The organism is Streptomyces cathayae, from assembly GCF_029760955.1.
GTDB classification, from domain to species: Bacteria; Actinomycetota; Actinomycetes; order Streptomycetales; family Streptomycetaceae; genus Streptomyces; species Streptomyces cathayae.
In genome coordinates, this window is the sequence record NZ_CP121682.1 from 2,969,141 (window position 1) to 2,995,538 (window position 26,398).

Sequence of the window (26,398 nt, forward strand, 5' to 3'; positions counted from 1 at the left end):
CGGTCCTACCTGGCTTCTCGGGTGGTCAGCTGGTCGAGGGAGCGGGCGATACCGAAGGCCTGCGGGACGGGCTGACTCGCCATGTAGAGGCGTTCGGCGGTGCGGCGCGGGAGCGGGTGGTGCTCGTACGCCCCGTGGATGCGGCCGTCGGGGGCCATCGGCCGGGCGTGGAAGCGGGCGACGGTGGCCAGTCGGTACGGTTCCCCGCCGTGGCTCTCCAGCAGGGCGATCTCGGTGATGCGGCGGGCGCCGTCGGCGAAGCGGGTCAGCTGGACGAGGACGTCGACGGCGCTGTTGATCTGGTCGTGCAGCGCGGCGAAGGGGATCTCCACGTCCGCCATGGAGGCCAGGGTCTGGAGCCGCATCAGGGCGTCCTCCGCGCTGTTGGCGTGGACGGTGGCGAGGGAGCCGTCGTGGCCGGTGGACATCGCCTGGAGCATGTCGAGGGACTCGCCGCCGCGGACCTCACCGACGACGATGCGGTCGGGGCGCATGCGCAGCGAGTTGCGCACCAGGTCGCGGATGGTGATGCGGCCCTTCCCCTCGACGTTCGGCGGGCGGGCCTCCAGGCGCACGACGTGCGGCTGCTGGAGCTGGAGTTCGGCGGAGTCCTCGATGGTGATGATGCGTTCGCCCTCGGGGATCAGTCCGGAGAGGGCGTTGAGGAGGGTCGTCTTGCCGGTGCCGGTCGCGCCCGACACGATCACGTTGAAGCGTGCCCGCACCAGGCCCGCCAGCAGGTACAGCATGTGCTCGTCGAGGGAGCCGAGGCCGATCAGCTCGTGCAGGGTGAAGGAGCGCGGGAAGCGGCGGATGGTGAGGACGGCGCCGGTCAGGGAGAGCGGCGGGATGATGACGTTGACGCGCTCGCCGGAGGGCAGGCGCGCGTCGACCATCGGATTCGACTCGTCCACGCGGCGGTTGACCGTCGAGACGATGCGCTCGATGGTCTGCATCAGCTGGTCGTGGGAGGCGAAGCGCATCGGGAGCTGCTCGACCCGTCCGCCGCGCTCGACGAAGATCGCGTCGGGGCCGTTGACCATGATCTCCGTGACGGAGGAGTCCTCCAGGAGCGGCTCCAGGATGCCGAGGCCGAGCGCCTCGTCGACGACCCTGCGGATCAGCTGGGAGCGCTCCACGGTCGACAGGACCGGGCCCTCGCGGCTGATGATGTGCCCGAGCACCCGCTCCAGCCTGGCCCGGCGCTCGGCGGCGGCCAGCGAACTCATCTCCGCGAGGTCGATCTCCTCGAGGAGCTTGGCCCGGTAGGAGGCGACCAGATGGCCGTCCTCACCCCGGTTTCCCTTCTCCTCGGGGGAGTTGATGCGTGCCCGCAGGCTCATGAGTCCGGTGCTCCTCGGTCGTGATTCGTTGTGCCTGGTGCCTGGTGCCTGGTGCCTGGTTCCTGCTGCCTGGTGCCTGGTGCCTCGGTCGGTGGTCGTCGGCGGTCAGTGGTCCATGGGCATCGTGGCCGTCTTCCGGGCCTGGCCGAAGTCCCAGCCCGGCACGATCGACGGAATGTCGATCGTGGCCGTGACGGTGACCTCCTCGCCGCCTCCCGCCGCCCCGCAGGCGGTACGGCCGGCCAGCCAGCCGCTCACCGCGACGGCGCAGGCGCCCTGGGTGCTCTGGCCGAGCGAGGCGCTGCGGGCTCCGGCGCGGGCCGCGGTACCGGCCTGCTGCGCGGTGTACGCGATGAGGCCGAGCTGTACGCCGGCCATGGCGACGATGACGAGGATCGGCAGGAAGCCCAGATACTCGATCGCCACCTGGCCGCGATCCCGGCGTCGGCCGCGATCCTGATGTCGCCGGGGGTCCCGGCCGCGTCGGAGTCCGTCCCGCCTGTCGTCGTACGGCATCTCAGTCCCCCACCTCCTCCTCCACCGCGCCCGCGTGGCCCTTCACCTCGAAGGGGAAGTCGGCGGTGCCCGGGAAGAGGACGGGGACGCGCAGCGTCACGTCGGCGGTGACATAGCCGCCCCCGGTCCCGCAGTTCACCGTCGCCGCTCCCTCCCAGGCGCCGGGCAGCTTCTCCAGCCCCGCCGCCCGGCAGGCGCCCTGGCGCGCGCCCGGATCCGCGGCGGTGGCCGCCCGTACCGCCTCGTCCGCAGCATTCCCCGCGAGGGTGAACGTGTATCCCACGAGGACGAGTTGCCACAGCACCACCAGCGTCACGAGGATCGTCGGGATCATGCCGAGGAACTCGATGGTGACCTGACCCCGGTCCCCGCTCCGGTCCCCGCCCCCATCGGCGTGCTTCTCCTCCCTCTTCATCTCATCCCCCTCCGTCCTTGCGCCGTCGGATGCTCACGGCTCCCCGGTCGCCGCGCAGCCGGTCGCCGCGCAGCCGTCCGGCCTTGTGGGCGCCCTCGGCGGGTTTGACCAGGCCGAGTTCTCCGGCCAGGCCCCACAGGGCCTGTTTCACCGTGCTCTTGCTCTCCAGTTCGTGGACCCGGCCCGCGTCGACGACCCCCTGCAGTTCCTTGAAGTGGGCCGGGATCACGGTGGCCGCGACCGCGGTGCCGGTGATCTTCTGGATGAGCGGGGGCTGGATCTCCGTACTCCGGGTGTGGCGGTTGACGACGACCGTGGTCTCCTCCGCCTTGCGGATCTGCAGCCGGTCCCACATCCGTACCGTCCGTTTGGCGCCCCGGACGGACACCACGTCGGGGGTGGTGACCAGGAGCGCCGTGTCGGCGGTCTCGACGGCCGCCGCGCCGGCTCCGCCGAGCTGGGCGCCGGTGTCGATGACGACGACCTCGTAGCGGGAGCGCAGGGCGCCGACGATGTGGCGGGCGGCGCGGTCGGTGACGTCCTCGCCGCGTTCGCCCTCGCCGGGGGCGAGGAGCAGGGTGAGGCCGGTGTCGTGACGGAAGACGGCGTCGGCCAGGACCCGCGGGGAGATGTCGCTGATCGTCGCGAGGTCCACGACGGACCGGCGGAACTGGACGTCCAGGAAGGAGGCGACGTCGCCGGTCTGGAGGTCCATGTCGACCAGGGCGGTGCTGCGCCCGGACGCCTGGGCGGCGAGGGCGAGCTGGATCGCCGTCAGGGTGGTGCCCACCCCGCCCTTGGCACCGCTGACGGTGACGACCGTGCCGCCGGCTCCGGTGAACACGTCGCCGCCGGAGCCCAGATGACGGCGCACACCGGACGACCACTGGGCGACCGCGTGGACGCGGCTGGCGAGTTCCTCGTAGCTGAGCGGCAGGGCGACCAAGCCGCGGGCGCCGTAGTCCATGGCGGCCTGGAAGAGGCCGGGGCTCGCGTCGGAGGTGACGAGGATGACGCCGACGGCGGGGAAGCGCAGGGCCACCTCGCGGATCAGTTCCAGCGCGGGGACCGGGCCGATCCGCTCGTGCACGACCACGACCTCGGGCAGCTCGTCGACCGACTCGGCGGCCAGGCGCGCGAGGGTGTCGACGAGCTGGGTGGAGTCGGCCACCGGGGGCACCGGCTCGGCGTCCGGGAGCTGGCTGAGCAGGGTGGTGACGGACCGGGCGGCGTCCGCGTCACCGACTGCCGGGAGGATCCTCGTGGGCATGCGGGCCTCTCACTTGTCCTTCGCGAGTTCGTACGTACGGTCCTGCTCGGGGACCGTGGTGTCGCCGCCGGGCGCGACGAGCGCGAGCCTGACCCGTTGGGCGAACGACTCGGCGTAGGTGATGCGCTGGGCGTCGATGGTGGACAGCGCGAAAGTGATCGGGACGGCGTCCGTGGGCTGCCGGCCGCGGTCGCCCTCGTCGGGTTCGAGCGCGGTGATCCGGCCGACGTCGAGGACCTTGGCGTTGGTCACGATGATCTTGGACTGGGCGGGCGCGCCCTCGCGCTCCCCCTCGAAGGTGGCGTAGACGTTGACCGACGAGCCCGGTGTGATCTTGCCGGCGACGCCGGTGGCCGCGTCGATCATGATGGCGACCTCCTGCTGCCCCGGTTGCAGGGCGGGCTGGTTCACGATCATGTCGCTCTGCAGCAGGGAGCCCTCGCGCAGCGTGGTGACGGCGATCTTGCCCCGGATGTCGCCGAGATCGGTGACCGCGTTCTCCGACAGCCAGCGCTCGGGCATCTCGATCTTCTCGAACTGGCCCGTACTGAGCGGCGTGTAGGGCGCCACGTCGGATTTCAGCCGGTACGCGGTGACTTCGGGGCCGACCTTGGACTCCACGTCGTCGATGACGGAGAGCACGCCGGCGAACGCGGCGAGGGCGCACAGGATCGACAGGAGCAGGAGTATCACGCCGCGGCGCTGACGGGAGTTCATAGACCGTGCAACCTCATTGGGGGGTGTGGGCCGAGCGGATTCGATGGAGGGCGGGCGGTGAGCGGAAGGCGGACGGTGAGCGGAGGGCGGGCGGTGGGCCGGCCACCGGTCAGGTGGTGCGGCGGGCGAGGGCTCTGCGGCCGTCGTGGACGGGTACGGACGGCGGTGTGGCCGAACAGAACACGCACCGGTCACCGATGACGTCGATGCCGCACCAGTGGCAGATGCCGCGCCGCACGGAGGTGACCAGCTGGTAGAGGACGGACAGGTCGGGCAGATAGCTGCAGAACTCGATCACCTTGCCGGTCCCCCACCAGCCCGGGGACTCGGCCGGAAGCGGTGCCTCGCGCAGCCCCTGCACCTTCCAGGACGGCGCCAGGGTGCCGGTGACCCAGTCGGACTGGAGCTGCCCCTTGGCGACGAGCATCCAGGTGCCGAACTCCGGTCCGTCCAGGGCGGCTTCGGGGCCGAGGCGGACGAGTTGCGACTGGGGGTGGGCGAGTACCGCGAACTGGCTGCCGGGCAACCAGGACTTGGCGTGCTGCTTCAGGTTCACGGGGATCCGGTCGAGCCGGGCGACGGAGCCCAGCAGGGCACCGGAGTGGAGGTAGTGGACCAGCAGCCGGCCCGCCGAGGCGAGCACGCCGGGGCTGAGGTCACAGGAGCCCAGTTGCCGTAGCTGGCGGGCCAGTACGGCCACCGCGAGCGGCGGCAGGTCGGGGGTGAAGAGCGCGATGCGGTCGCTCTCCAGCAGGGAGCGCAGGGTGTGCAGCCGCCGCAGGACGGTGACAGGTGTCGCCTTGGAGCAGACGACGATGACGTACCCGTGCTGCTCGACGAGCGACTGGAGCTCGGTCAGCGCCTGTTCGAGCGGCAGGGTGTCGATGTCCCGTAACACCACGGCGGGCAGGGTTCGTTCGTCCTGCGGTGGCAGTGCCAGGTCGGCACTGGTCACGGCAATGGCTGTTGGCACGCGCGGCTCCCCGTTCTCCCCATGCCCGTCGGCCCGCCGGGGGCTGCTCCGGCGCACCGTGATGACTTCGCTGCGTGACTATGCGAGCACTGTAACCACGGCTCTGTTGCCGGAGAACAGCGTTTGTCCACCTCGTAGACAACGAACGCTGCACAAGTTGCTCCAAAACGGGGCAGGTCGATCATCTCGCCGGTCTCGATACGGCCCACGGGGTGGAGATCCCGTGCACCGCCTTGACTCCCCCCTCCCGCCCCGGGGGCTACCGGCGGGTCGGAGCGTCGGCGAACCGGAGGCAGCCCCACTCCCCGCAATTGGTCTGGACCCATTGACAAGGCGATTGGTCTGGACCACGTTGTTGCTTCAACGACGGCCACCTTCACCCCCACGCTCCCCCCTTCTCGCGCCGACCTTCCCCTTCCCCCCTCTCTCTTCCCCCCTTCTCCCCTTCTCCCCCTTCTCCCCACCGGAGGCTTCAGTGGACCGCACACCGGCTACGAAAGAACGCAGAAGCAGCAGAGGCAGCGGCCGCCTCTGGGCGGGCACCCTCGTCTCCGCCCTGGCTCTCACCCTCCCCCTCGCGGGCGCGGGCCAGGCGGCCGCGGCGGACGTCAACAACGTCAAGAACGGCGGCTTCGAGGCGGGCCTGAGCAACTGGACCTGCTCGGCGAACAGCGGGACGACCGTCTCGTCCCCCGTGCACGGAGGTACGGCCGCGCTCAAGGCCACGCCCGCCGGGCAGGACAACGCCCGCTGCACGCAGACCGTCGCGGTGCGGCCCGACTCCACGTACTCCCTGAGCACCTGGGTGCGGGGCGGCTACGCCTACCTGGGCGTGACCGGCACCGGCACCACGGACGTGTCCACCTGGACCCCGGACTCGACCAGCTGGAAGCAGCTGACGACGAGCTTCCGGACCGGCTCCGCGACCACCTCGGTGACGGTCTACACCCACGGCTGGTACGGGCAGCAGGCCTACTACGCGGACGACCTGTCGGTCTTCGGCCCCGACGGGGGCGGGGGCGGTGACCCGGAGCCCACGGTCCCGGCCACGCCGGGCGGCCTCGGAGTCTCCGGCACGACGTCCTCGTCGGTGTCCCTGGCGTGGAACGCGGTCTCGGGCGCGACCGGTTACACCGTCTACCGCGACGGTACGAGGGTGACGGCGGTGTCGGGCACGTCGGCGACGGTGTCCGGCCTCGCGGCCTCGACGTCGTACTCCTTCCAGGTGGCCGCCACCAACGCGGCGGGCGAGTCGGCGAAGTCGACGGCGGTGACGGCCCGGACGAGGGAGAACGGCGGCGGAAACAACGGTCTGCCCAGACACGCGGTGACCGGCTACTGGCAGAACTTCAACAACGGCGCGGCGGTGCAGCGCATCTCGGACGTCCCGGCCCAGTACGACATCATCGCGGTCGCCTTCGCGGACGCGACGGGCACACCGGGAGCGGTTACCTTCAACCTGGACACGGCCGGCCTGAACGGCTACACCGTCACTCAGTTCAAGGCGGACGTGCGGGCCAAGCAGGCGGCCGGCAAGAAGGTCGTCATCTCGGTGGGCGGTGAACTGGGCACCGTGGCGGTGAACAACCCCACCTCCGCGACGAACTTCGCGAACTCCGTGTACGCCGTGATGCAGGAGTACGGCTTCGACGGCGTCGACATCGACCTGGAGAACGGCCTCGACGCGACCTATATGACGCAGGCGCTGCGGTCGCTGTCCGCGAAGGCCGGCCCGGACATGATCCTGACGATGGCCCCGCAGACCATCGACATGCAGTCCACGTCCAACTCCTACTTCCGGACCGCGCTGAACGTGAAGGACATCCTCACGGTCGTCAACATGCAGTACTACAACAGCGGTTCGATGCTGGGCTGCGACGGCAAGGTCTACAGCCAGGGCTCGGTGGACTTCCTGACCGCGCTGGCCTGCATCCAGCTGGAGGGCGGCCTCGACCCGTCCCAGGTGGGCCTCGGCCTCCCGGCCTCCACCCGCGGCGCGGGCAGCGGCTACGTCTCCCCGAGCGTGGTGAACAACGCCCTGGACTGCCTGACGCGCGGCACCCACTGCGGCACCTTCAAGCCCTCCAGGACCTACCCGAGCCTGCGCGGCGCCATGACCTGGTCCACCAACTGGGACGCCACCGCCGGCAACGCCTGGTCCACCGCGGTCGGACCGCACGTCCACGCCCTGCCGTGACCTCCAGCCGATACGGCGCCGCCCCCGGCCACGTCACCGTGGGCGGGGGCGGCGCACTGACCACGGTCAGGCGACAGGGACGGCCGCCGGCTCACGCCGTGCGGCCCGCGCCTGCTCGTACGGCGCGTCGAGCTCCTCGGTCGAGAGCCCGGCCGTCTCGCGCATGAAGTAGACCGCGGTACCCGAGACGATGGCCACGACGACGCCGAACCCCGCCACGGGCAGCCACCCCAGCGGTCCGTCCCAGAGCAGGGCGGTGGCGATCAGCGGCGCGAATCCGGCGATCACATTGCCCAGCTGGTTGCCCATCGCCATGCCGGAGTAGCGGACCGGGGCCGCGAACTGCTCGGCGTAGAAGGCCGGCCACACGCCCTCACGGCAGGCGTAGAGCAGCGCCATGAACACGATCGTCATGACGGCGATGCCCGGAACGTTGCCGGTCGAGACGATCCACAGGTAGGGGACGATCGTCACCCCGCAGCCGATCGAGGCGGTGAGAGTCACCGGCCGCCGGCCGAACCGGTCGGACAGATGAGCCGCGGCAGGCGACGTGAACATCATCAGGGAGACCGCCACCGCGCTGATGATCAGCATCGTCGACCGCTCCACGCCGACCTCCTGCGTCGCGTAGGCCAGGACGAACACCGTCGACAGCGACTGCATCATGGCCAGCATCGTCGCGCCCGCGACGCGCACGACCGACCCGGACTGGTAGCGCAGCACGTCCTTCGCCGGCAGGCTGCGCACCTCGTCGTCCTCGGCTATCTCCTGGAAGACCGGGGTCTCCTCCAGGCGGGTACGCACCAGGTAGGCGATCAGGACGACGACCGCCGAGAGCCAGAAGGGCACCCGCCATCCCCAGCTGTACAACGCCTCGTCCGGCAGCGCCGCGACCGGGATGAACACCAGGGTCGCCAGCACGTTGCCCGCCGCGATGCCGACCGAGAGGAAGCTGCTGAAGAAGCCGCGACGTTCGTTCGAGGAGTGCTCGACGGTCAGCGTCGCCGCACCGGCCGATTCCGCCCCGGCCGAGAAGCCCTGGAGCAGCCGCAGGATCGTCAGCCCGATCGGGGCCAGAACCCCGGCGGAGTCGTAGGTGGGCAGGCAGCCGATCAGGAAGGAGCTCACGCCCATCAGGACCAGGCACCCGAGCAACGCCCGCTTGCGGCCGATCCTGTCGCCGAAGTGACCGAACACCAGGCCGCCGAGCGGTCGTGCGACGTATCCCACGCCGAACGTCGCGAACGAGGCGATCAGGCCGACAGCCGGGCTCACGTCGGGGAAGAACAGGTGGTTGAAGACCAGCGCAGCCGCGGCGCCGTAGATGAAGAAGTCGTAGTACTCGAGCGTGCTGCCCAACAGTGACGCCATCGCGGCCTTGCGTGGCGTCTTCTGTCTCTGCGTGACCTGCTCCATGGTTCTTGCCGTCCTTGCGTCGTGCACGAGGCGTTCGTGTCAGGGCGGGGAACGTGACGGACGCCTACCGCTCCGTCGCGCTGGAACGGCATTCCAACATGAAAAGCAGTTCGATACAAGATAAAGTTGGAACGACATCTCATATGGAGACGGCGATCCGGGTTTTGGTGGCAGGATGAGCCGCAGATCGGCGGCACCACCGGCAAAGACCCTCGCTGAGAAAGGGAAACGACTCATGGCTCCTGCGCTCGCGCGCGGCCTCGGCATCCTCGAAGTCCTCGCCGGCGTCGAGAAAGGCCTGCAGCTGCACCAGATCGCCGACTCGCTCGGCATACCTCGCAGTGCGGCTCACCGGTTGCTCGCCGAGCTCAGCGACGCCGGCTACGTACGCCAGGACGGCGCGCTCGGCAACTACATGCTGAGCCTCAAGCTGGTCTCCCTGGGCCTGAAACATCTCGCGGGCAACGACCTGGTCGGCCTGTCCCGGCCCGTACTCGAGCAACTCGCCAGTGACACCGCCGAACTCGTCCGCCTGGCCGTCATCGACCATGAGGACATGGTCTGGGTCGCCGCCTACCAGGGCGCACGCTCCGGGCTGCGCTACGACCCCGACTCGGGCAGCACCGTCACGCTCAGCTGCTCGGCCACCGGTTTCGCCTGGATGGCGCACGTACCCGAGGAGATCGCGCTGCAGAAGATCCTGCGCCAGGGCATCACCAGCCGGGAGGACGGCGGGCCCCGCGCACCCCAGACGATCGACGAGATCCGCGCCGAGCTCACGAAGACCCGCGACAACGGCTTCGCCATCGCCATCGACACCTACTCCCTGGGTATCGGAACCGTGGCCGCACCCGTCTTCGTCGCCGGTGAGGTCGCCGGGGTGATCAACATCACCGCCCCGACGCCACGGCTGACCGAGGAACGACTGGCGCAGCTCGCGCCGCGCCTGCTCCGGACCACGGCCGAGGTCACGAAGATCCTGGAAGCCGCCGAAGGGCGTCTGCAGACCGTCGCCCGCGCATGAGGGCGGACGGATACGGGACCGCGTACGTGCCGGGCAGCAGCAAAGTGTGCGGCCCGGCACGACAGGAACCGGCGGAAGACGGCGTGCAGTCGTCACGTGGTCGGCAACGGCACCGCCGTCCCTCAGCCGGTGGACCGGGGCCGGGTCTCGCCGAAGAAGTCGAGCATCGGCTCCAGTTGGGCCGCGAGCATGTGACGGCCTTCGTGCGTCGCATGGCCCAACCGGTCCGCGTGCTCCAACCACGCGGTGCGCGTCGGGTCCATCACGATGTCCGCGACCACCGCGCCCGGTGCCAGCGAGGTACGGCTCAGATCCAACGGCAGCGGGTCGTCCGGTGACAGCCCCAAGGGGGTGGCGTTGACCACCAGATCACACGCGTGGCCGTCGACACGGTCGAGGACCTGGACCTCGGTGCCCGCAGCACCCAGCAACGAGGCCACCGCCGCACGGCGGTCCGCGTCGATCTCCCCGATCCGCACCTCGGCACCCTGCGCGTGCAGGGCGAAGGCGATGGCGACGCCGGCACCTCCGCCGCCGATGATGTCGACCCGCGGATGATCGGGCAGCCGGTGCCGGGCACGCAGCCCCGCGACGAACCCCAGGCCGTCGACGTTGTCCCCGTGCCAGCCGCCTCGCTCGGTACGGCGCACGACGTTGACGCTGCCGCACGCCTCGGCCGCCGGCCCGAGACTGTCGCACATCCCGGCGACGTTCACCTTGTGCGGCACCGTGACGACGACCCCGGTCACCTGCTCTGCCCCGGACAGGCCGGCCATGACGTCGGACAGGCTGTCCGCACGACAACGTGTCATGACCATCAACGAGTTCAGGCCGACCTCACGCGCCCGGTCGTTGAACAGGTCGGGCAGTTTGACCTGCTTGATCGGATCGCCGAGCAACACGAAGAGCTTCATCGCGCGGCAGCCTCCAAGGCTATGTGTGAGGCCGCGACGCGGCCGAAGATCAGGCCCTTGCTCAGCGCCGTGCCGGTCACGTACGCCTTGCCGTGGAATCCGCCGACGACCTCGCCCGCGGCGTACAGTCCGGGCACGGCCGCCCCGGACTCGGTCAGCACCCGGCCGACGGCGTCGACGGCCACGCCGCAGTACGTCGACGTCATCAACGTCTTCGCGGGGTAGGCGTAGAACGGAGCCTTGGCGACGGGCACGAGACGCCCCACCCCGTTGCACAGTCCGGTGCGGCCGAAGGCGTCCGAGCGGTCACCTGCCACCACCGCGTTGTACTCGTGCACCGTGCGCTCCAACCGTGCCGCGTCGATGCCCGCCGCCTCGGCGAGCTCCCGCAACGAGTCGGCCCGGTGCACATGCCCCTTGTCCTCGAGGGCGTCGATGTCCGAGAGGGGAACCCCCGGCTGGGACTGCGCACGCACGTCCGCGTCGAACACCTGGAACGCGATCTGCCGGGGCTGCTCCAGGCACTCGGCGCCCAGCGTCTTGTACGAGGCCGACTCGTCCACGAAGCGCCGGCCCTCGACGTTCACGATGACGGCACCCATGTAGAACGCGGTCAGCAGTTCGTGTTCCTCGATGGTCGTCTCGGGGTGGGACCCGAACGTGCCCGAGACGTACTCCATGTCACGCAGGGCCGCTCCTCGAGCCGCGGCGAAGCGCAGGCCGTCGCCGGTGTTGCCCAGGCCCCCGTACGGCATCGCGTCGACCTGCCGCGGAGCGTACCGGCCGATGATCTCCGGGGAGCGGGTGAAACCGCCTGTCCCCAGCAGGACGCCGTGGGCGTGCACACTCTGCCGCGTGCCACCGTCCAGCTCGACCTCCACACCCGCGACGGCCCCTCCGTCGTCGATGAGGTCCACCACGCGGGCACCGGTGCGCAGGACCACGGTGGACGCGGCCTCGACACGGGCGAGCAGGGCGGCCAGCACGGTCTCGATCGGCGCGTGGTGCGAGCGGGGGACGCTCTGGCCGGAACTGAGCTTGACCACGTCGAACTCCAGCCCCAGCCCGCGCATCCAGTCGTAGGCGTCGTGCTGCTCGCGCACGTACGCCTCCAGCAGCGCCGGATCAGCGACCCCGCCGGAGGCGGTGAGCATGTCCGCCACGAAGGTGGCGTCGTGGTCGGCGATGCCGCGCCGCTGCTGCTCGTCGGTGCCCGAGAAGGCGAACCATCCGCCGCTCATCGCGCTCGTGCCACCGATCTCCGGCTGCTTCTCCAGCAGGACGGCACGTACCTGGTGCTCGGCGCACCACGCCGCGGCCGCGAGGCCGGTGATGCCGGCCCCGACGATGACGACGTCCACCTGGGACGGCACCGCACTTCGGTCGTGGCTCATGACGCCACCTCGACCCGAGCACCCTCGGCGGCCGGACGACGGACCGCACGCACCCGTGAAAACCCGGACAACCGTCTCACCGCCCGTGCACGTTCGTGACGTCGGCGAAGACGGGGGCGCGCTTCTCCAGGAACGAGGCCACGCCCTCCATGCCTTCCTGCCCGCTGAACGTCTCGTCGATGAGCACGGAGAGCGCCTCACGGACCACCGGCAGCGACTCGGTCAGCATCGTGTGGTTGGCGAACTTCTTGCTCAACGCGGTGGCCCGCGGGGCGTTGCGCGCGATCCTGGCGGCGACCTCCCCGCCCACGCGCTGCAGATCGTCCGGCGCGACGACGCGAGTGATGAGACCCGCCTCGAGGGCTTCCCGTGCGCTGACGGGTTCGCCCGTCAGCGCCAGGTACTGCGTCATACGTCGGCTGGTCGTGTAGCTGGCCGACCCCAGGAAGACGGTGGCCCACAGGCCGATGCTCGTTTCCGGAAGGCGGAAGACAGCGGCGTCACTGGCGACGACGACGTCGCAGAACTGGAGGAGTTCCATGCCGGCGCCGAGCGCCATGCCCTGGACCTCCGCCACGATCGGCAGCCTGCTGCCGGCCATCGCCGTGATCGTCGGAACCATCAGGTCCAGGAAGTAGGCACGTGTCTGCGCCCTCGTGGTGAAGGCGTTCGTCTCCTTGATGTCGTTGCCCGCGCAGAAGGCACGCCCTTGCGAGCGGAGCAACAGCACACGGATCGACGGGTCGTCCTCGGCCGTGCGCAGCTCACGCAGCAGGTCCGTCCACGCCTCGCTGTTCATGGCGTTGAGCTTTCCCGGTCGATCAAGGGTGAGGATCCGGATCGGTCCGTCGGTCTCAGACTTCACGGCTGTCCTTTCGGGTGAAAAGCTCGGCCGCCATGGGCGACACGTCGTCGAGCACAGGGGTGAAGGGGCAGTGGTCCAGTACGTCGGCCTGTACGTCGACACCGGGTGCGACCTCGCGCAGGGCCCAGCCCTGCGAAGTCAGCTGGAAGACGGCGCGTTCGGTGACGAGGTGCACGTCCTGTCCCCGTTTGACCGCCTGCTCGCCGCTGAAGGTGATCTGGTCGACGTCACGGACGAACTTGTCGACGGAGCCTTCGCGGGCGATGCCCAGCGTTCCGTCGCCGATGTCGGGCTTGAATCCGGCGGCGGTCAACGAGCCGCAGAAGACCACGCGACGGGCGTTCTGGGCGATGTCGATGAACCCGCCGGCCCCCATCACCTCGCCGTTGTAGAGCGACACGTTGACGTTGCCGTGCCGGTCGGCCTGCGCGAAGCCCAGGAAGGTGACGTCGAGCATGCCGCCCTGGTACAGGTCGATGATGTTCGTCATCGTCAGCAGGGCGTCGTAGTTGCTCGACGCGCCGAACGTCATGCCGAGCGACGTGACCCCGCCGATGACCCCGTGCTCGTTCGTCATCGTGATCTGCTCGCTCATGCCGGTCTCCTGCAGCACGGACGCCACGCCGTCGGGCACCCCGACACCGAGGTTCACCACGTCGCCCGGCTGGACGAAGCGGGCCGCCCGCTCGGCGATGATCCGCCGCCACCCGTGCGGCAGCTCGGGGAACTCGTCGATGCGCACATCACCGGCGAAGGCGTCGTTGCGCTCCGCCACATAGGTCTGCCACTGCTCCGGGTACTCCACGACCGCGCCGACGAGCGCCCCGGGGATGTGCACGCGCTTGGGATGGAAGCGCTCGGACGCGACCTCCTTGACCTGCACGAAGGTACGCCCCGGACCGGGACGGGTCGCGCCGCCCCGGTAGCCGGCCATGCTGATCTCCAGCGTGTCGAGGTACGACGGTTCGTCGTCGTACACCACGTTGCCCAGGACGTCGGCCCGGCTTCCTCGCACGAAGGCGAAGTCGATGGGGATCGCCCGGTAGAAGAGGTACTCCTGCCCGTCGATCTCCATCACCTCGACGAGGCTGTCCTTGGAGATCGAGTTCAGGCTGCCTCCGCCGAGCCGCGGATCGACGAACGTGCCGAGGCCGGTCCTGGTCAGCAGCCCGGGCCGGCCCGCAGCGGTGTCGCGGAAGAGCTGGCTCAGCACACCGAGCGGGAGGTTGTAGGCCTCGACCTGGTTGTCACGGATCATCTTGCCGACGGCGGGGCTGTTGCCCATGTGGCCACCGATGAACTTGGCGACCAGACCGGGCTTGGCCAGGTGGCTCATGCCTCGCAGCGCCTTGTCGCCCACACCCACGCTGTGCACGATCGTCAGATCGCGCGGGCTCCCCTCAGCCTCGAAGCGGGCCGCCAGAGCCATGATCAACGCATCCGGCTCGAGCACCCCGCCCCCGCCTCCCGAGATCGCGAGCGTCGCGCCATCGGTGATCTCACGCACTGCCGCGGCTGCGCTGATCGACACGCCACCCACTGCGACGTCCTTCACTGAAGCCACCTGCCCTCTTCCCTCCCGCCGACCTTTGGCCGGAAGTGCACACAAAGTAGCATGGCTGGAATGGCGTTCCAAGGAGGAACATAATTTCATTCAGAGCACTCAATCCTTGACCACCTGGGCCTTTCGCCGACAGTTGCCCGGCGATGCGGGAGGGGGCGGTGCCCCTCCCGAAAGCGTGAGCACTTGGCTGCCACTGTCCGGATGCCGCTCTTCTGAGCGCTTCCGTGACAGCCGGCCGCCAAGTGCTCACGCTTTTCAGCGACCTGCCCCGAGGGGCGGGGCACCTCGACGGCGGGGGCGCAGGGGCAGGTGGACTGCCGTACGACCTCACGCCCGCGCTGGGCGGGGCGGCCCCGTACGAATACCGCCACCTTCGTGAACTGACGGGCCACCTCGGTCAGTTCGCTCACCGCTCGCAGGGCGGGGCCACCAGGTCCGCCGACTCGTGCGCCCCGGCACCTCCCACGGTGCCGCTCTCACCACCAGGTGAAACATTTTCCCGGGTCCGGCGCATCAATGAGGTGAGAGCCGTGGGGTGAGCCGAGGGAGAGGCGCGGATGGTGCAGGACGGTGGCGGGGGCGACTACGGGGAGTTCGCGGCGGCGCGGGCCGGGCATCTGTACCGGTCCGCGTGTCTGCTCACGGCCGGGGACACGCACCTCGCCGAGGACCTCGTCCAGGAGACCCTCGGGCGGGTGTACGCGCGCTGGGGGCGGGTCTCCCGGGTGGGCAACCCCGCCGGCTACGCGCAGACGGTCCTCACCCGCGCGTTCCTCGCCCACCGGCGGCGGCGCAGCAGTACCGAGCGCTCGACCGCCGCGTTGCCCGACCTGCCGGGCACCGACGCCGACCCGTCCCTGCGGCTCACCCTGCTGGACGCCCTCGCCCGGCTGCCCGCGAAGGACCGCGCGGTGATCGTCCTGCGGTACTGGGAGGACCGCTCGGTCCAGGAGACCGCCAAGGCGATGAACGTCAGCTCGGCGGCGGTGCGGACGCGCAGTGTGCGCGCCCTGGCCCGGCTGCGGGAACTGCTCGGCGAGGAGCTCGGTGAGTACGCCCGGTCCTGACCGGCTGCAGGCAGTCCCCTCCTCACTTCTTCTTGTTCACCTCAGCTCACCTCACGGAAGCGGTGGTTCGTCATGTCCGTAGACCAGCACAGCGATCCCTTCGAGGAGCGGCTCTCCTCCGCTCTGCACGACACCGGCAACGCCTTCGAGGCCGACCGGGGCGCCCTCACCGACGGGGGGCGGGTCCGGGGAAGGCGGATGCGGGTGCGGCGGCGGGCCGCCGTCCTCGGGGGTGCGGCCGGGATCGCGCTCGTGGGAGTGGGCGGGGTGCTCCTCCTGCCGGGCGGGGGCAGCGGCGGGGAGGACGGGCGGACGTCGGCAGCCTCGGCAGCCTCGGGAGCGGAGGTCACCGCCGACGCCCAGGACACTCCGGCACCCGTCTCCGGTGAGGAACTCATCCGCACACTGAAGGGGCTCCTCCCCGACGGGGAGTTCAGCGGGGAGCAGGGGCGCGGGGCCGACTCGGTCGGCGGGCCGTTCGCCCAAGTCGTGTACGACGACGGCAAGGGGCCCGCCGTCGTCGGCGTCTCCCTCTCCCTCGTCGGGCCGGGAAGCCCCCAGGCCCATGAGGCCACCCGATGCCCGGACAAGATCCTCATCCCGCACGACAGTTGCGACACCAGCACTCTGACGGACGGGTCGAAGTTCATGATGTTCAAGGGGTACGAGTATCCGGACCGGCGGGTGGACACCAGGAGGTGGATCGCCGTGCTCGTCACGCCCCAGGGGCAGCAGATCAGCGTGAGCGAGTGGAACTCGGCCGCCGAGAAGGACGCGCCCATCAGTCGGCCCGCGCCCCCGCTGTCCGCCTCGCAGCTCGAGGAGATCGCCACGGCTCCGCAGTGGCGGGCCGCCATCGGCGCCGTTCCGGAGGGGGCCGAGACTCCGTCCGCGGAATCGAGCGCACCGCCGCCGCACGCCGACGACCCGGCGCTCCGGGAGATGTTCGCCGAACTCGTCCCCGACCGTGTCGAGGTGGTGTCGAAGGGCGGCCAGGGGTCGGGGTACGCCTATCTCGTCCTCGACGACGGCAAGGGGAAGAGCTTCGTCCAGGTCAACGTCCAGCCCGACATGTCCGATGTCGCCCACCAGCTCTACGGCTCCGCCGAGACGCTGGACGACGGCACGATGGTCGCCACCCGGCAGGGGCCGGGTGATGAGCGCTCCGCCGGGGTCGTCATGTGGACCGTCGACACCATGCGGGCCGACGGCAGGCGCGTGGTGGTCAGCGCCTTCAACACCGGTGCTCAGCACGAGGACGCCACACGCGACACCCCCGCGTTGAGCATGAAGGAACTCCGGGCGATCGCCCTCAGCCCGCGGTGGGACGACCTGAACTGACCTGCCCCGACCGCTAGAAGAACTCCGCCCAGGGCTGGTCCCAGATCTGTTTGACGCACAGGAGCAGGAAGAGGAGGCCCGCGATGGCGAGCATGGTGTTGCTGAGGGGACCGTTGCGCCATTCGCGGGGGGTGCGGGCGGAGTTGAGGAGCCAGACCAGGGTGAGGGCGAGGAAGGGCATGAAGGCGGCGCCGAGGACGCCGTAGATGATGATCAGGCGGAACGGCTGGCCTTCGAAGAGGAGGATCATGGGCGGGAAGGTCAGCCACAGCAGGTAGGCGCGGAACGGCCAGGACCTCTCCGGGCGACCTGAGGCGATGGCCTCGCCCGTCGACGGCTTCGCCTTCTTCCGGCCGCGCGTCACGAAGTCGGCGAACATCAGGCTCACCCCGTGCCACACGCCGATCAGTGAGGTGAACGAGGTGGCGAAGAAGCCGATCAGGAAGAACCTGGCCGTCGTGGCGCCGTACTTGTCCTCCAGGATGTCGCTCAGCTGGATCAGGCCCTTGTCGCCGCCGGCGATCGCGACACCGGCGGAGTTCAGGAGTTCGGCGCCGACGACGAGCATCGCGACCACGAAGATGCCGGTGGTGAGGTACGCGACGCGGTTGTCCAGCCGCATCACCCTCATCCAGCCGGAGTCGGTCCAGCCCTTGGCGTTGATCCAGTAACCGTACGCGGCCAGCGTGATCGTGCCGCCGACGCCGCCGATCAGGCCGAGGGTGTAGAGGACCGAGTCGTCCGCGTCGGGCAGGACCGGGAGCAGTCCGGCGAAGGCGTCGCCCAGGTTCGGGACCACCCTGGCCGCCAGGTAGACCGTCACCACGAACATGACGCCCACCAGGACCGTCATGACCTTCTCGAAGACCGCGTACCGGTTGAACCAGACGAAGGCCAGGCCCACCAGGGCGCAGGCGATGCCCCACCACTCGAGGTCCATCACGCCCGGGAAGAGGGCCTGCAGGGGCAGGGCGCTCGACGACATCGCCGCCGCGCCGTAGACGAAGCCCCAGATGACGACGTAGACGCCGAAGAAGTACGTCGTCCAACGGCCCAGGCTCACCCAGCCGTCGAACAGGGTGCGGCCGGTGGCCAGATGCCAGCGGCCCGCGGCCTCGGCGAGGGAGATCTTCACCAGGCAGCCGATCACCGCCGCCCACAGGAGGGTGTAGCCGAAGCTGCTGCCGGCGATGAGGGTGGCGACCAGGTCGCCGGCGCCCACCCCGGTCGCGGCGACGACGATGCCGGGGCCGATGTGACGCCAACTGGACTTGCGGGGCTGGGGGCCCGGGCCGTGGAGTGGCGCCCCGGTGCCCTGGATGTTTCCCGTGCTTCCCGTGGTGTCCGCCATGAAGGCAAGAAAGCCGATGAAGGCCGGTCGGACAAGGGGGCGTGCGGGGATCTTCACCGGATGCACCTGGTCGGGTGGCCGAACGCCCGAGTGGCTGAACGGCTGAGCGGTCGACCGACATGACGGTATTGACCTGATCATGTCACGCGCGCAGGATTGCGGCACCGCACACCGCACAGCGCGTTAGGCACGTCGCCATGGACAACCCCACCTCCCACAAGGAGTCTTCATGCGACTTCGCACACGCGGCAGACGCTCCGCCGTGCTCGCCGCGCTCCTCGCCCTCACCCTCGCCGCGCCCGTGTCGATGACGGCCACTCAGGCCGACGCCGACAGCGCGGAGCCGGCGGCGGCCTCGGCCGACGACATCCGCCAGTACGAGATCCATCAGCGCACGACTCCCGTGACCCGTACGGATATTCAGCGGGCCGGGGTCACCGTGGACGAGGCCGACGAGGAGACGGTGGTCGTCTCCGGCCGTGCGGACCAGATCCGCACCCTGCGCCGACAGGGGTACGAGGTCACGCCGTTGGGCGCCGCTCCCGACCGCTCGTCCGCCGCCGACGGTCTGCGCCTGTTCGACTTCCCCTCGGCCGACTCCCGCTACCACAACTACGCCGAGATGAACGCGGAGATCGACCAGCGGCTGTCGGCGTACCCGGACATCATGAGCAAACGGGTGATCGGCCGCTCCTACCAGGGCCGGGACATCGTCGCCATCAAGATCAGCGACAACGTGACGGCGGACGAGAACGAGCCCGAGGTCCTGTTCACCCACCACCAGCACGCGCGTGAGCACCTGACCGTGGAGATGGCTCTGTACCTGCTGCGCGAACTCGGCGCGGGGTACGGCAGCGACTCGCGGATCACCGACATGGTCGACGGCCGGGAGATCTGGATCATCCCGGATCTCAACCCGGACGGCGGCGAGTACGACATCGCCACCGGCTCCTACCGCTCCTGGCGCAAGAACCGGCAGCCCAACTCCGGTTCGTCGTACGTCGGCACCGACCTGAACCGCAACTGGGACTACCGCTGGGGCTGCTGCGGCGGTTCCTCCGGCTCCAAGTCCTCCGACACCTACCGGGGTTCGGCCCCCGAGTCCGCGCCCGAGGTGAAGGTGGTCGCCGACTTCGTGCGCAGCCGGGTCGTGGGCGGGGTGCAGCAGATCAAGGCCGGCGTCGACTTCCACACCTACAGCGAACTGGTGCTGTGGCCGTTCGGCTACACCTACTCCGACACCACGACCGGAATGACGGCCGACGACCAGGCCGCCTTCCGGACGGTCGGTCAGAAGATGGCCGCAAGCAACGGCTACACACCGCAGCAGTCCAGCGATCTGTACATCACGGACGGGTCGATCGACGACTACCTGTGGGGCACGCACAAGATCTTCGGCTACACCTTCGAGATGTATCCGAGGTCCTCGTCGGGCGGCGGTTTCTACCCGCCCGACGAGGTCATCGAGCGGGAGACGTCCCGCAACCGGGACGCCGTCCTGCACCTCCTGGAGAACGCTGACTGCATGTACCGCTCCATCGGCAAGGAGGCACAGTACTGCCGCTAGCGCGGCCTGACCTCGGTGCCGCGGAGCGGCGCCGCCCGCCGTGGAGTAGGCGTGGCGCCTACTCCACGGGGGCGGTATCGGACTTGGGCTCGGACTGGGACTTGGGCTTGGGCTTGCCCTTGTCGGCATCCGGCTCGGGCTCGTTCACGTCGGCGCTCGGCTCGGGCTCGTCCAGGCCGGCCTCCGACGTGGACTCCCCGGCCTCGGCATCCGGCGCGGACTTGCCCTTCTCGGCCTCCGACCCGGGCTGGTCCGCGTCGTCGGACGCGTCCACGTCGGCGCCCGCGTCAGACGCGTCCGCGTCGGGCGTCTCCGGCTCGGCGGCCTCGTCGTCGAAGTAGGCGTCCAGGACCGCGTCCAGCTCCGTGTCCCACTCGGCGAAGCGGCTTCGGGACCCGGCCTCGATCTCCAGCGGGTACCAGCGCCTCTCCGTGGTGTGGACGGTGACCGTGTACCGCTTGCCGAAGCGCGCGGTCTCCGTCTCCACCGCGCCGATCTCGTCCCAGCGGAACTCGCACTCCTGGTCGTCCAGTCTGAGCCGTACACCGCTGTGGTCGGCGACGATCCTGGCGCGGCGGTCGGACGCCTCGAAGACCGGGCCGTCGGGGGCGGGCTCCTCCTCGGAAGCGTCGGAGGCGTCAGGGGCGTCGGACCGGTCGGACCCGTCGGAGGCGTCCGAAGCACCGGAGGCGTCCGAGGCGTCGGCGGCCTCGGGCTTCTCCGGTGAGGTCTTCTCCTCGGACTCCGCCGCCGTGTCCGCGTCCGCCTGCTCCGACGCCGCCTTCGAGTCCTCCGGCTCCACCTCCTCCTTCACGTCCGCCTTGCGGTCGGACGCGGGGGCGGTGAGCCCGGGGATGAAGGCCGGGTCGAATCCGGCGCCTTCCAGGGGCTGGCTGCTCGAACCTATGCGCTGCTCCACACCGGAGGAGTATGGTCGACGATCCTGTGCGGAACACAGCCAGCCCCTGTTTTCGTTATCAGACGCCTACCTGGGAGCCACCGTTCGTACCAATTGGACGATGATCCGACAGGGTCCGCGGGCCGGATTCAGCGGGCCGAGTTCAACGGGCCGGGTCCAGCGGGGAGTCAGACGGCCAGGCTGAGCGCCGCCGCCACCACGAAGCCGGCCACCGACAGGACGCTCTCCAGCACCGTCCACGTCTTCAGGGTGTCCCGCTCGCTGATGCCGAAGTACTTGGCGACCATCCAGAACCCGCCGTCGTTGACGTGCGAGGCGAAGATGGAGCCCGCCGAGATGGCCATGATGACGAGGGCCACGAACGCCTGGGAGTAGTCCCCCTCGGACAGCAGCGGGGCCACGATGCCCGCCGTCGTGACGATCGCCACCGTCGCCGAACCCTGCGCGACCCGGAGCACCACGGAGATCAGGTACGACAGGACGATCACCGGCAGCCCGACGTCGTTGAACGTGTCGGACAGCGCCTGGGCCACCCCGCTCCCCTTGAGGACCGCGCCGAAGACCCCGCCGGCACCGACGACCAGCAGGATGTTGCCGACCGGCTTCAGCGAGGACGTCGAGACGGTCTCCAGGGACTTGCGGGACCAGCCGCGCCGGATGCCGAGCAGGTAGTACGCCATGAACAGGGCGATGGTCAGCGCGACGAAGGGGTGGCCGAAGAACTCGACGACCGAGCGCAGCGTCGACTCCTCCAGGGCGATCGAGGAGAAGGTCGCGGCGAGGATCAGCAGGAGCGGCGTACCGATGATGCCGAGGACTGTGCCGAGCGGCACCGGCGTCTCGCGCGGCTCGACGCCCGAGGCACGCTGCTCGTCGATGACGGCCTGCCTGGACTCCTCGGCGGCCTCGACCATGTCCTGCGGTACGGCGACGAAGATCCGCCTGCCGATCCAGGCGGAGTAGACCCAGGCGGCGATGACGGCGGGGATGCCGGTGACGACGCCCATGAGGATGACCCAGCCGAGGTCGACGCCGAGCAGTCCGGCGGCGGCCACCGGGCCGGGGTGCGGGGGCAGGAAGGCGTGGGTGACGGAGAGGCCCGCGAGCAGCGGCAGGCAGTAGAGCAGGATCGACTTGCCGGAGCGCTTGGCGGCGGCGTACACGATCGGCGCGAGGACGAAGATGCCGACGTCGAAGAAGACCGGGACACCGAAGATCAGGCCGGTGAGGCCCATGGCGAGCGGGGCCCGCTTCTCGCCGAACACGCCGAGCAGCCGTGAGGCCAGTACCTCGGCGCCGCCGCTGACCTCGAGGATCGCGCCGAGCATGGTGCCCAGGCCGATGATGATCGCGACATGGCCGAGGATGCCGCCCATCCCGGACTCGATGGTGGACACCGCGTCCGAACGCTGGACCGTGCCGAAGAGTTCGGTGACCGACAGACCGGCCATCAGGCCGACGGCTATGGAGACGCCGAGCAGCGCGACGAAGGGCTGCACCCGCGCCTTGATGATCAGGAAGAGGAGCAGCGCGATGCCGATGGCGGCGACGGTCAGCAGACCGGCGGTGCCGTCGATCAGCAGGAGCAGCCCTCCGGTGTGCGGGGGTGCCTCGGCCGCGGCGCCGGCGGCGAGCGAAAGGGACGGTGGGGACATTCGGGGGTCCTCTGCTTGAGCACACGGAGCTTTCGGGCATGGGGGACCGCGGCACGGCGTCCCGGGGGTGGCGGACGCCGTGCCGTGGCAAAGAGGTGAGGAGATGTGGGGGGAGGCCGAGCGGAAGGGGGGCGCGCGTCAGCCCAGTACGGCCAGTGCGTCGATCTCGATGAGGAGCCCCGCGGGCAGGCCGACGTAGACGGTCGTGCGCGCGGCGGGCGGCTGGGTGAGGCCCTGCTCCTCGAAGTAGGTGTTGTAGATCTGGTTCATCTCGGCGAAGTGGTCCACGTCGGTGAGGTAGACGCGGATCATCATCGCGTCGTCCCAGGTCGCGCCGCCCTCTTCGAGGATCGCCTGGACGTTGGCGAGGGTCTGGAGGGTCTGCTCGCGCAGGGTGGGACCGGCGGGCGTGGGTGCCTTGCCCTCCTCGGCGGGGAGGAACCCGACCTGTCCGGCGACCTGGAGGATGTTGCCCTTGCGCACCCCGTGGGAGAACTTCGCGGGCGGGGCGGTGTGGGTCTTCGGGGTGAGCGCGATCTTGTCGGTCATGCGGTTTCCCTGTCGGATCGTTGCACGGGTGTCCTGCCGGAGTACTCGCCGCTGATCGCGTCCGCGGTGCGGCGGACCAGCGGGAGCAGGGTGAGGAGTTCGTCGGCGGTGACGACGACGTTCGGCGCGGAGACCGACATCGCGGCGATCACCCGGCCGTCGGCGCCGCGGATCGGCGCGGCGACGCAGTTGATGGACTCCTCGTGGCCGCCGAGGTCGGTGGCCCAGCCCTGTTCGCGCACCTTCTCCAACTCCCGCAGGAAAGCGGTCGGGTCGGGTGTCGAACGGGACGTGTACATGGGGTAGTCGAGCTGCTCCGCGAGGGCGCGGCGCTCGGGCTCGGGCAGGTCGGCGAGGAGCAGCTTGGCCACGGCGGCGACGGTGATCGCGACGGGCTTGCCGATCCGCGAGTACATGCGCACCGGGTAGCGGCTCTCCACCTTGTCGATGTAGAGGACCTCGTTCTCCTCGTACACGGCGAGGTGCACGGTGTGGCCGCACCGCTCGTTGAGGCGGGCGAGGTGGGGGTGGGCGATCTCCCGGACGTCGAGGTTCTCCATCGCCTCCTGGGCGAGGGCGAAGAGGCGGGCGCCGAGCCGGTAGCGCTGGTCGGACTGGCGGTAGACGAGTCCGTGCTCGTGCAGGGTGCGCAGCAGCCGCAGCGCCGTGGACTTGTGCACGCCCAGGCGGTCGGCGACCTGCCCGAGGTCGGCGGGGCCCTCGGCGAGCAGCGGCAGGATGCTCAGCGCACGGTCGACGGTCTGGCTCATGGGGTGCGTGCCTCCTTCTCGGGCCCTCTGTGTTCTTCGGGTTCTTCGGCTCGTGTCCAGCCGGGGCCGAGTCGCAGTCTCCCCCACGCGGTGTCGTCGAGGGCGGCGAGGCGGTCGGCGTGGGCGCGGGCGGGGGGAGGGGCGAGGTCGCCGGGGACGGTGAGGGCGGCTGCGGCGGTGAGGTGGCCGTGGCGGAGGCGGTCCCGTACGGGGAGGTCCCGGAGGGTCGCGGAGAGGAAGCCCGCGGCGAAGGCGTCGCCGGCGCCGACGGCGGCGACGACGGCGACGTCCAGGGCGCGCACGAAGGTCGCGGTGCCGTCCGCGTCGTCGCACGGGAGGCCGTCGGTGTCCTTGCCGAAGGCGACCGCTCCGCCCTTGCCCTGCTTGACGACCACGATCTCCGGTTCGGGCAGCGCGTCCCGTACCGCGCGGGCACCGTGCAGCCCCCACGCCTGGCGGGCCTCGTCGTCGCCGACGAAGACGATGTCCGCCCCGCGCGCCAGTTCCAGCAGGACCTCCGGGCCGTGACCGTCGCGCCACAGGGCCGGGCGGTGGTTGACGTCGAAGGAGATCAGGGGACGGTCGGGGTGGGGAGCGGTCAGCACCCGCATCAGGTCCAGGCAGTCGGCGGAGAGCGCCGGTGTGATGCCGGACAGGTGCAGGACGCGGGCGGCGCGCACCGCGTCCAGGTCCACGCCGGACGGCGACATCGCGGACGCCGCCGAGCCCGCCCGGTAGTACGCGACCTCGTGGGCGTCCGTCGACCGGTCGCCCGCCGTGCGGAAGTAGATGCCGGTCGGGCGGGCCGGGTCGCGGCGGACGTGCGACACGTCGACCCCGTATCCACCGATCGTCTCGACGAGGTGGTCGCCGAACCCGTCGTCGCCGACCCTGCTGATCCACCGTGCGGAGTGCCCCGCCGCCGCGAGCACGCACGCCACGTTGGACTCCGCGCCGCCGATCCCCCGGTCGAAGGAGGGGACGTCGGCGAGGGGGCCCGGCCGGGAGGGCAGGAACGTCACCATGGACTCGCCCAGCGCGACGACGTCGACGACCTCCACGACGTCGGGGGCGGTGCGGGGTCCGGTGGCGGTCACGATGGCGGGGCTCCTCGGCGTGGCGGGGTCGGGCGCGGTGGGCCGGGCGGTGGGGCCGGCGGCGGGGTCGGTTGCGGTGGCCGTGGAGACGCGTTTCCGTTGACCCCGCGTGGCCGAGATGTTAGACAGCCGTAAGCGACATACGCAATGGGTGTTGCAGATAGTGCAACACACCAGATCAGGGAGGTTCTGATGGTCCTCGACCCCGGCTCCGACAGCTACCGGCACCTCACCGAGGAACACGTCGACCACCGTTTCAAGGGCCTCCCGCCGGACGCCGCCGGGCTGACCGTCGGCGAGCTGGCCGCCCAGCGCCGCAACCTGTTCACCGGCGGTTTCACCACCCCGGTGCTCGCGCTGTCCGCCGAGCGCCTGGAGCACAACCTGAGGCTGATGGAGACGTACGCGGCCCGGCACGGCCTCGCCTTCGCCCCGCACGGCAAGACCTCCATGGCCCCGCAGCTCTTCCGGCGCCAGATCGAGCACGGCGCCTGGGGCATCACGCTCGCGGTGCCGCACCAGGCGCGGGTGGCGCGGGCGTTCGGCGTCCGGCGGATCTTCCTGGCCAACGAGGTGGTGGACGCGGCGGCCCTGCGCTGGGTCTCCGGCGAGCTGGACGCCGACCCGGACTTCCGCTTCGTCTGCTACGTCGACTCCGTGCGCGGTGTGGAGCTGATGGACGCCGCCCTGGCCGGGTCCGACCGCCCGGTGGACGTGGTGATCGAGCTGGCCGCCGGTGAGGGCGCCCGGACCGGGGTGCGCACGGAGGCGGAGTGCGCCGCCGTCGCCGACGCGGTGGCGGGCGCCCGCAGACTGCGGCTGGCCGGGGTCGCCGGGTACGAGGGCGAGGTGCCGGACGCCGACCCGGAGCGGGTGCGGGCGTGGCTGCGGCGGCTGGTGGCCCTGGCGGTGGACTTCGACAAGGCGGGCCGGTTCGCGGGCCTGGACGGGATCGTGGTGAGCGCGGGCGGCAGCGCCTGGTTCGACGCGGTGGCCGACGTCTTCGCCGAGATCCCCGAACTCTCCGCCCCCGTACTGAAGTTGCTGCGCTCGGGCGCGTATGTCTCGCACGACGACGGGCACTACAGCGCGGTGACGCCGTTCAACCGGGTGCCGGAGGAGGGCGCGCTGGAGCCGGCGTTCCGGCTGTGGACGCAGATCGTGTCCCGCCCGTCCGCCGACCAGGCCTTCGCCAACGCCGGCAAGCGGGACGCGGCCTACGACCTCGACCTGCCGTTCGCCCAGGTGGTCCGCCGGGACGGCGCCGAGCGCCCGGCGACCGGTGTCTCGGTGGTCTCCCTCTCCGACCAGCACGCCTGGCTGCGCACCACCCCGGAGGCCGACCTGGAGGTCGGCGACTGGCTGGGGCTCGGACTGTCGCACCCGTGCACGTCGTTCGACAAGTGGGTACTCATTCCCGTGACGGAGCCGGACGGCACGGTGGTCGACTACATCCGTACGTTCTTCTAGGAGG

The 26,398-nt window shown here is 70.4% G+C and carries 23 protein-coding genes; 6 read left to right on the forward strand and 17 right to left on the reverse strand.

Features of this window, described 5'->3' with window-relative positions; genetic code table 11:
• Positions 1-5: 5 nt before the first annotated feature.
• The 6 genes from PYS65_RS13320 to PYS65_RS13345 all read right to left on the reverse strand — a co-directional run bounded on the left by PYS65_RS13320 (position 6) and on the right by PYS65_RS13345 (position 5,216).
• A complete protein-coding gene (locus tag PYS65_RS13320) occupies positions 6-1,343 on the reverse strand; it encodes a TadA family conjugal transfer-associated ATPase (protein ID WP_279334179.1) in 1,338 nt (445 codons plus the stop codon).
• Positions 1,344-1,448: 105 nt separating this feature from the next.
• Positions 1,449-1,859, reverse strand: a complete 411-nt coding sequence (locus PYS65_RS13325; protein WP_279334180.1) for a TadE/TadG family type IV pilus assembly protein — start codon at positions 1,857-1,859, stop codon at positions 1,449-1,451.
• Position 1,860: 1 nt separating this feature from the next.
• Positions 1,861-2,274: a pilus assembly protein gene (locus PYS65_RS13330; protein ID WP_279334181.1), complete on the reverse strand. Its 414-nt coding sequence runs from the start codon at positions 2,272-2,274 to the stop codon at positions 1,861-1,863.
• Between the two features lies 1 nt (position 2,275).
• On the reverse strand, positions 2,276-3,544 hold the full coding sequence (locus PYS65_RS13335; RefSeq protein WP_279334182.1) for a CpaE/TadZ family protein: 1,269 nt from the start codon (positions 3,542-3,544) through the stop codon (positions 2,276-2,278).
• A 9-nt stretch (positions 3,545-3,553) separates the two neighbouring features.
• A complete protein-coding gene (gene cpaB / locus PYS65_RS13340; RefSeq protein ID WP_279334183.1) occupies positions 3,554-4,261 on the reverse strand; it encodes a Flp pilus assembly protein CpaB in 708 nt (235 codons plus the stop codon).
• Between the two features lie 109 nt (positions 4,262-4,370).
• Positions 4,371-5,216: a hypothetical protein gene (locus tag PYS65_RS13345; RefSeq protein ID WP_279337938.1), complete on the reverse strand. Its 846-nt coding sequence runs from the start codon at positions 5,214-5,216 to the stop codon at positions 4,371-4,373.
• A gap of 493 nt (positions 5,217-5,709) precedes the next feature.
• On the opposite strand from PYS65_RS13345, the gene PYS65_RS13350 reads away from it, so the two are divergent.
• A complete protein-coding gene (locus PYS65_RS13350; protein WP_279334184.1) occupies positions 5,710-7,431 on the forward strand; it encodes a chitinase in 1,722 nt (573 codons plus the stop codon).
• A gap of 66 nt (positions 7,432-7,497) precedes the next feature.
• Here the strand turns inward: PYS65_RS13350 and PYS65_RS13355 are convergent, their stop codons facing one another.
• A complete protein-coding gene (locus PYS65_RS13355) occupies positions 7,498-8,847 on the reverse strand; it encodes an MFS transporter (protein ID WP_279334185.1) in 1,350 nt (449 codons plus the stop codon).
• Between the two features lie 235 nt (positions 8,848-9,082).
• Between PYS65_RS13355 and PYS65_RS13360 the strand changes: the two genes are divergently transcribed.
• Entirely contained in the window at positions 9,083-9,871 is a 789-nt protein-coding gene (locus PYS65_RS13360; RefSeq protein WP_279334186.1) for an IclR family transcriptional regulator, read from the forward strand.
• A 122-nt stretch (positions 9,872-9,993) separates the two neighbouring features.
• On the opposite strand, the gene PYS65_RS13365 is transcribed toward PYS65_RS13360, so the two are convergent.
• The 4 genes from PYS65_RS13365 to PYS65_RS13380 all read right to left on the reverse strand — a co-directional run bounded on the left by PYS65_RS13365 (position 9,994) and on the right by PYS65_RS13380 (position 14,599).
• Positions 9,994-10,785 (reverse strand): shikimate dehydrogenase family protein, encoded by a 792-nt coding sequence (locus PYS65_RS13365; RefSeq protein ID WP_279334187.1) that lies wholly within the window; start codon positions 10,783-10,785, stop codon positions 9,994-9,996.
• Positions 10,782-12,179 carry an FAD-dependent oxidoreductase gene (locus PYS65_RS13370; RefSeq protein WP_279334188.1) on the reverse strand — a complete coding sequence of 466 codons (1,398 nt, stop codon included), beginning with the start codon at positions 12,177-12,179 and terminating at the stop codon, positions 10,782-10,784. Before PYS65_RS13370 ends, PYS65_RS13365 begins: the two co-directional genes overlap by 4 nt.
• Before the next feature lie 76 nt (positions 12,180-12,255).
• Positions 12,256-13,044, reverse strand: coding sequence for an enoyl-CoA hydratase/isomerase family protein (locus PYS65_RS13375; RefSeq protein WP_279334189.1), 789 nt, complete (start codon positions 13,042-13,044; stop codon positions 12,256-12,258).
• The gene (locus tag PYS65_RS13380; protein WP_279334190.1) at positions 13,034-14,599 is read right to left on the reverse strand and encodes an acyl CoA:acetate/3-ketoacid CoA transferase; all 1,566 of its coding nucleotides are present in this window, start codon (positions 14,597-14,599) and stop codon (positions 13,034-13,036) included. The genes PYS65_RS13375 and PYS65_RS13380 overlap by 11 nt, the downstream gene beginning before the upstream one ends.
• Before the next feature lie 566 nt (positions 14,600-15,165).
• Here PYS65_RS13380 and PYS65_RS13385 point away from each other — a divergent pair.
• Both PYS65_RS13385 and PYS65_RS13390 read left to right on the forward strand, forming a co-directional pair.
• A complete protein-coding gene (locus PYS65_RS13385; RefSeq protein ID WP_279334191.1) occupies positions 15,166-15,675 on the forward strand; it encodes a SigE family RNA polymerase sigma factor in 510 nt (169 codons plus the stop codon).
• A 72-nt stretch (positions 15,676-15,747) separates the two neighbouring features.
• Positions 15,748-17,016 carry a hypothetical protein gene (locus PYS65_RS13390; RefSeq protein WP_279334192.1) on the forward strand — a complete coding sequence of 423 codons (1,269 nt, stop codon included), beginning with the start codon at positions 15,748-15,750 and terminating at the stop codon, positions 17,014-17,016.
• 13 nt (positions 17,017-17,029) lie between these two features.
• Here PYS65_RS13390 and PYS65_RS13395 read toward each other — a convergent pair whose 3' ends face one another.
• The gene (locus tag PYS65_RS13395) at positions 17,030-18,367 is read right to left on the reverse strand and encodes an Nramp family divalent metal transporter (RefSeq protein WP_279337939.1); all 1,338 of its coding nucleotides are present in this window, start codon (positions 18,365-18,367) and stop codon (positions 17,030-17,032) included.
• Positions 18,368-18,596: 229 nt separating this feature from the next.
• Between PYS65_RS13395 and PYS65_RS13400 the strand changes: the two genes are divergently transcribed.
• Positions 18,597-19,934: a M14 family metallopeptidase gene (locus tag PYS65_RS13400; protein ID WP_279334193.1), complete on the forward strand. Its 1,338-nt coding sequence runs from the start codon at positions 18,597-18,599 to the stop codon at positions 19,932-19,934.
• 58 nt (positions 19,935-19,992) lie between these two features.
• Here the strand turns inward: PYS65_RS13400 and PYS65_RS13405 are convergent, their stop codons facing one another.
• The 5 genes from PYS65_RS13405 to PYS65_RS13425 form a co-directional block, all read right to left on the reverse strand.
• On the reverse strand, positions 19,993-20,853 hold the full coding sequence (locus PYS65_RS13405) for a hypothetical protein (protein WP_341483684.1): 861 nt from the start codon (positions 20,851-20,853) through the stop codon (positions 19,993-19,995).
• Between the two features lie 167 nt (positions 20,854-21,020).
• Positions 21,021-22,508, reverse strand: coding sequence for a GntP family permease (locus PYS65_RS13410; protein ID WP_279334194.1), 1,488 nt, complete (start codon positions 22,506-22,508; stop codon positions 21,021-21,023).
• 138 nt (positions 22,509-22,646) lie between these two features.
• Positions 22,647-23,057 carry a RidA family protein gene (locus PYS65_RS13415; RefSeq protein WP_279334195.1) on the reverse strand — a complete coding sequence of 137 codons (411 nt, stop codon included), beginning with the start codon at positions 23,055-23,057 and terminating at the stop codon, positions 22,647-22,649.
• Entirely contained in the window at positions 23,054-23,827 is a 774-nt protein-coding gene (locus tag PYS65_RS13420) for an IclR family transcriptional regulator (protein ID WP_279334196.1), read from the reverse strand. Before PYS65_RS13420 ends, PYS65_RS13415 begins: the two co-directional genes overlap by 4 nt.
• A complete protein-coding gene (locus PYS65_RS13425; protein WP_279334197.1) occupies positions 23,824-24,924 on the reverse strand; it encodes a sugar kinase in 1,101 nt (366 codons plus the stop codon). Before PYS65_RS13425 ends, PYS65_RS13420 begins: the two co-directional genes overlap by 4 nt.
• A gap of 192 nt (positions 24,925-25,116) precedes the next feature.
• On the opposite strand from PYS65_RS13425, the gene PYS65_RS13430 reads away from it, so the two are divergent.
• Positions 25,117-26,394, forward strand: a complete 1,278-nt coding sequence (locus PYS65_RS13430; protein ID WP_279334198.1) for an amino acid deaminase — start codon at positions 25,117-25,119, stop codon at positions 26,392-26,394.
• Positions 26,395-26,398 lie beyond the last annotated feature (4 nt).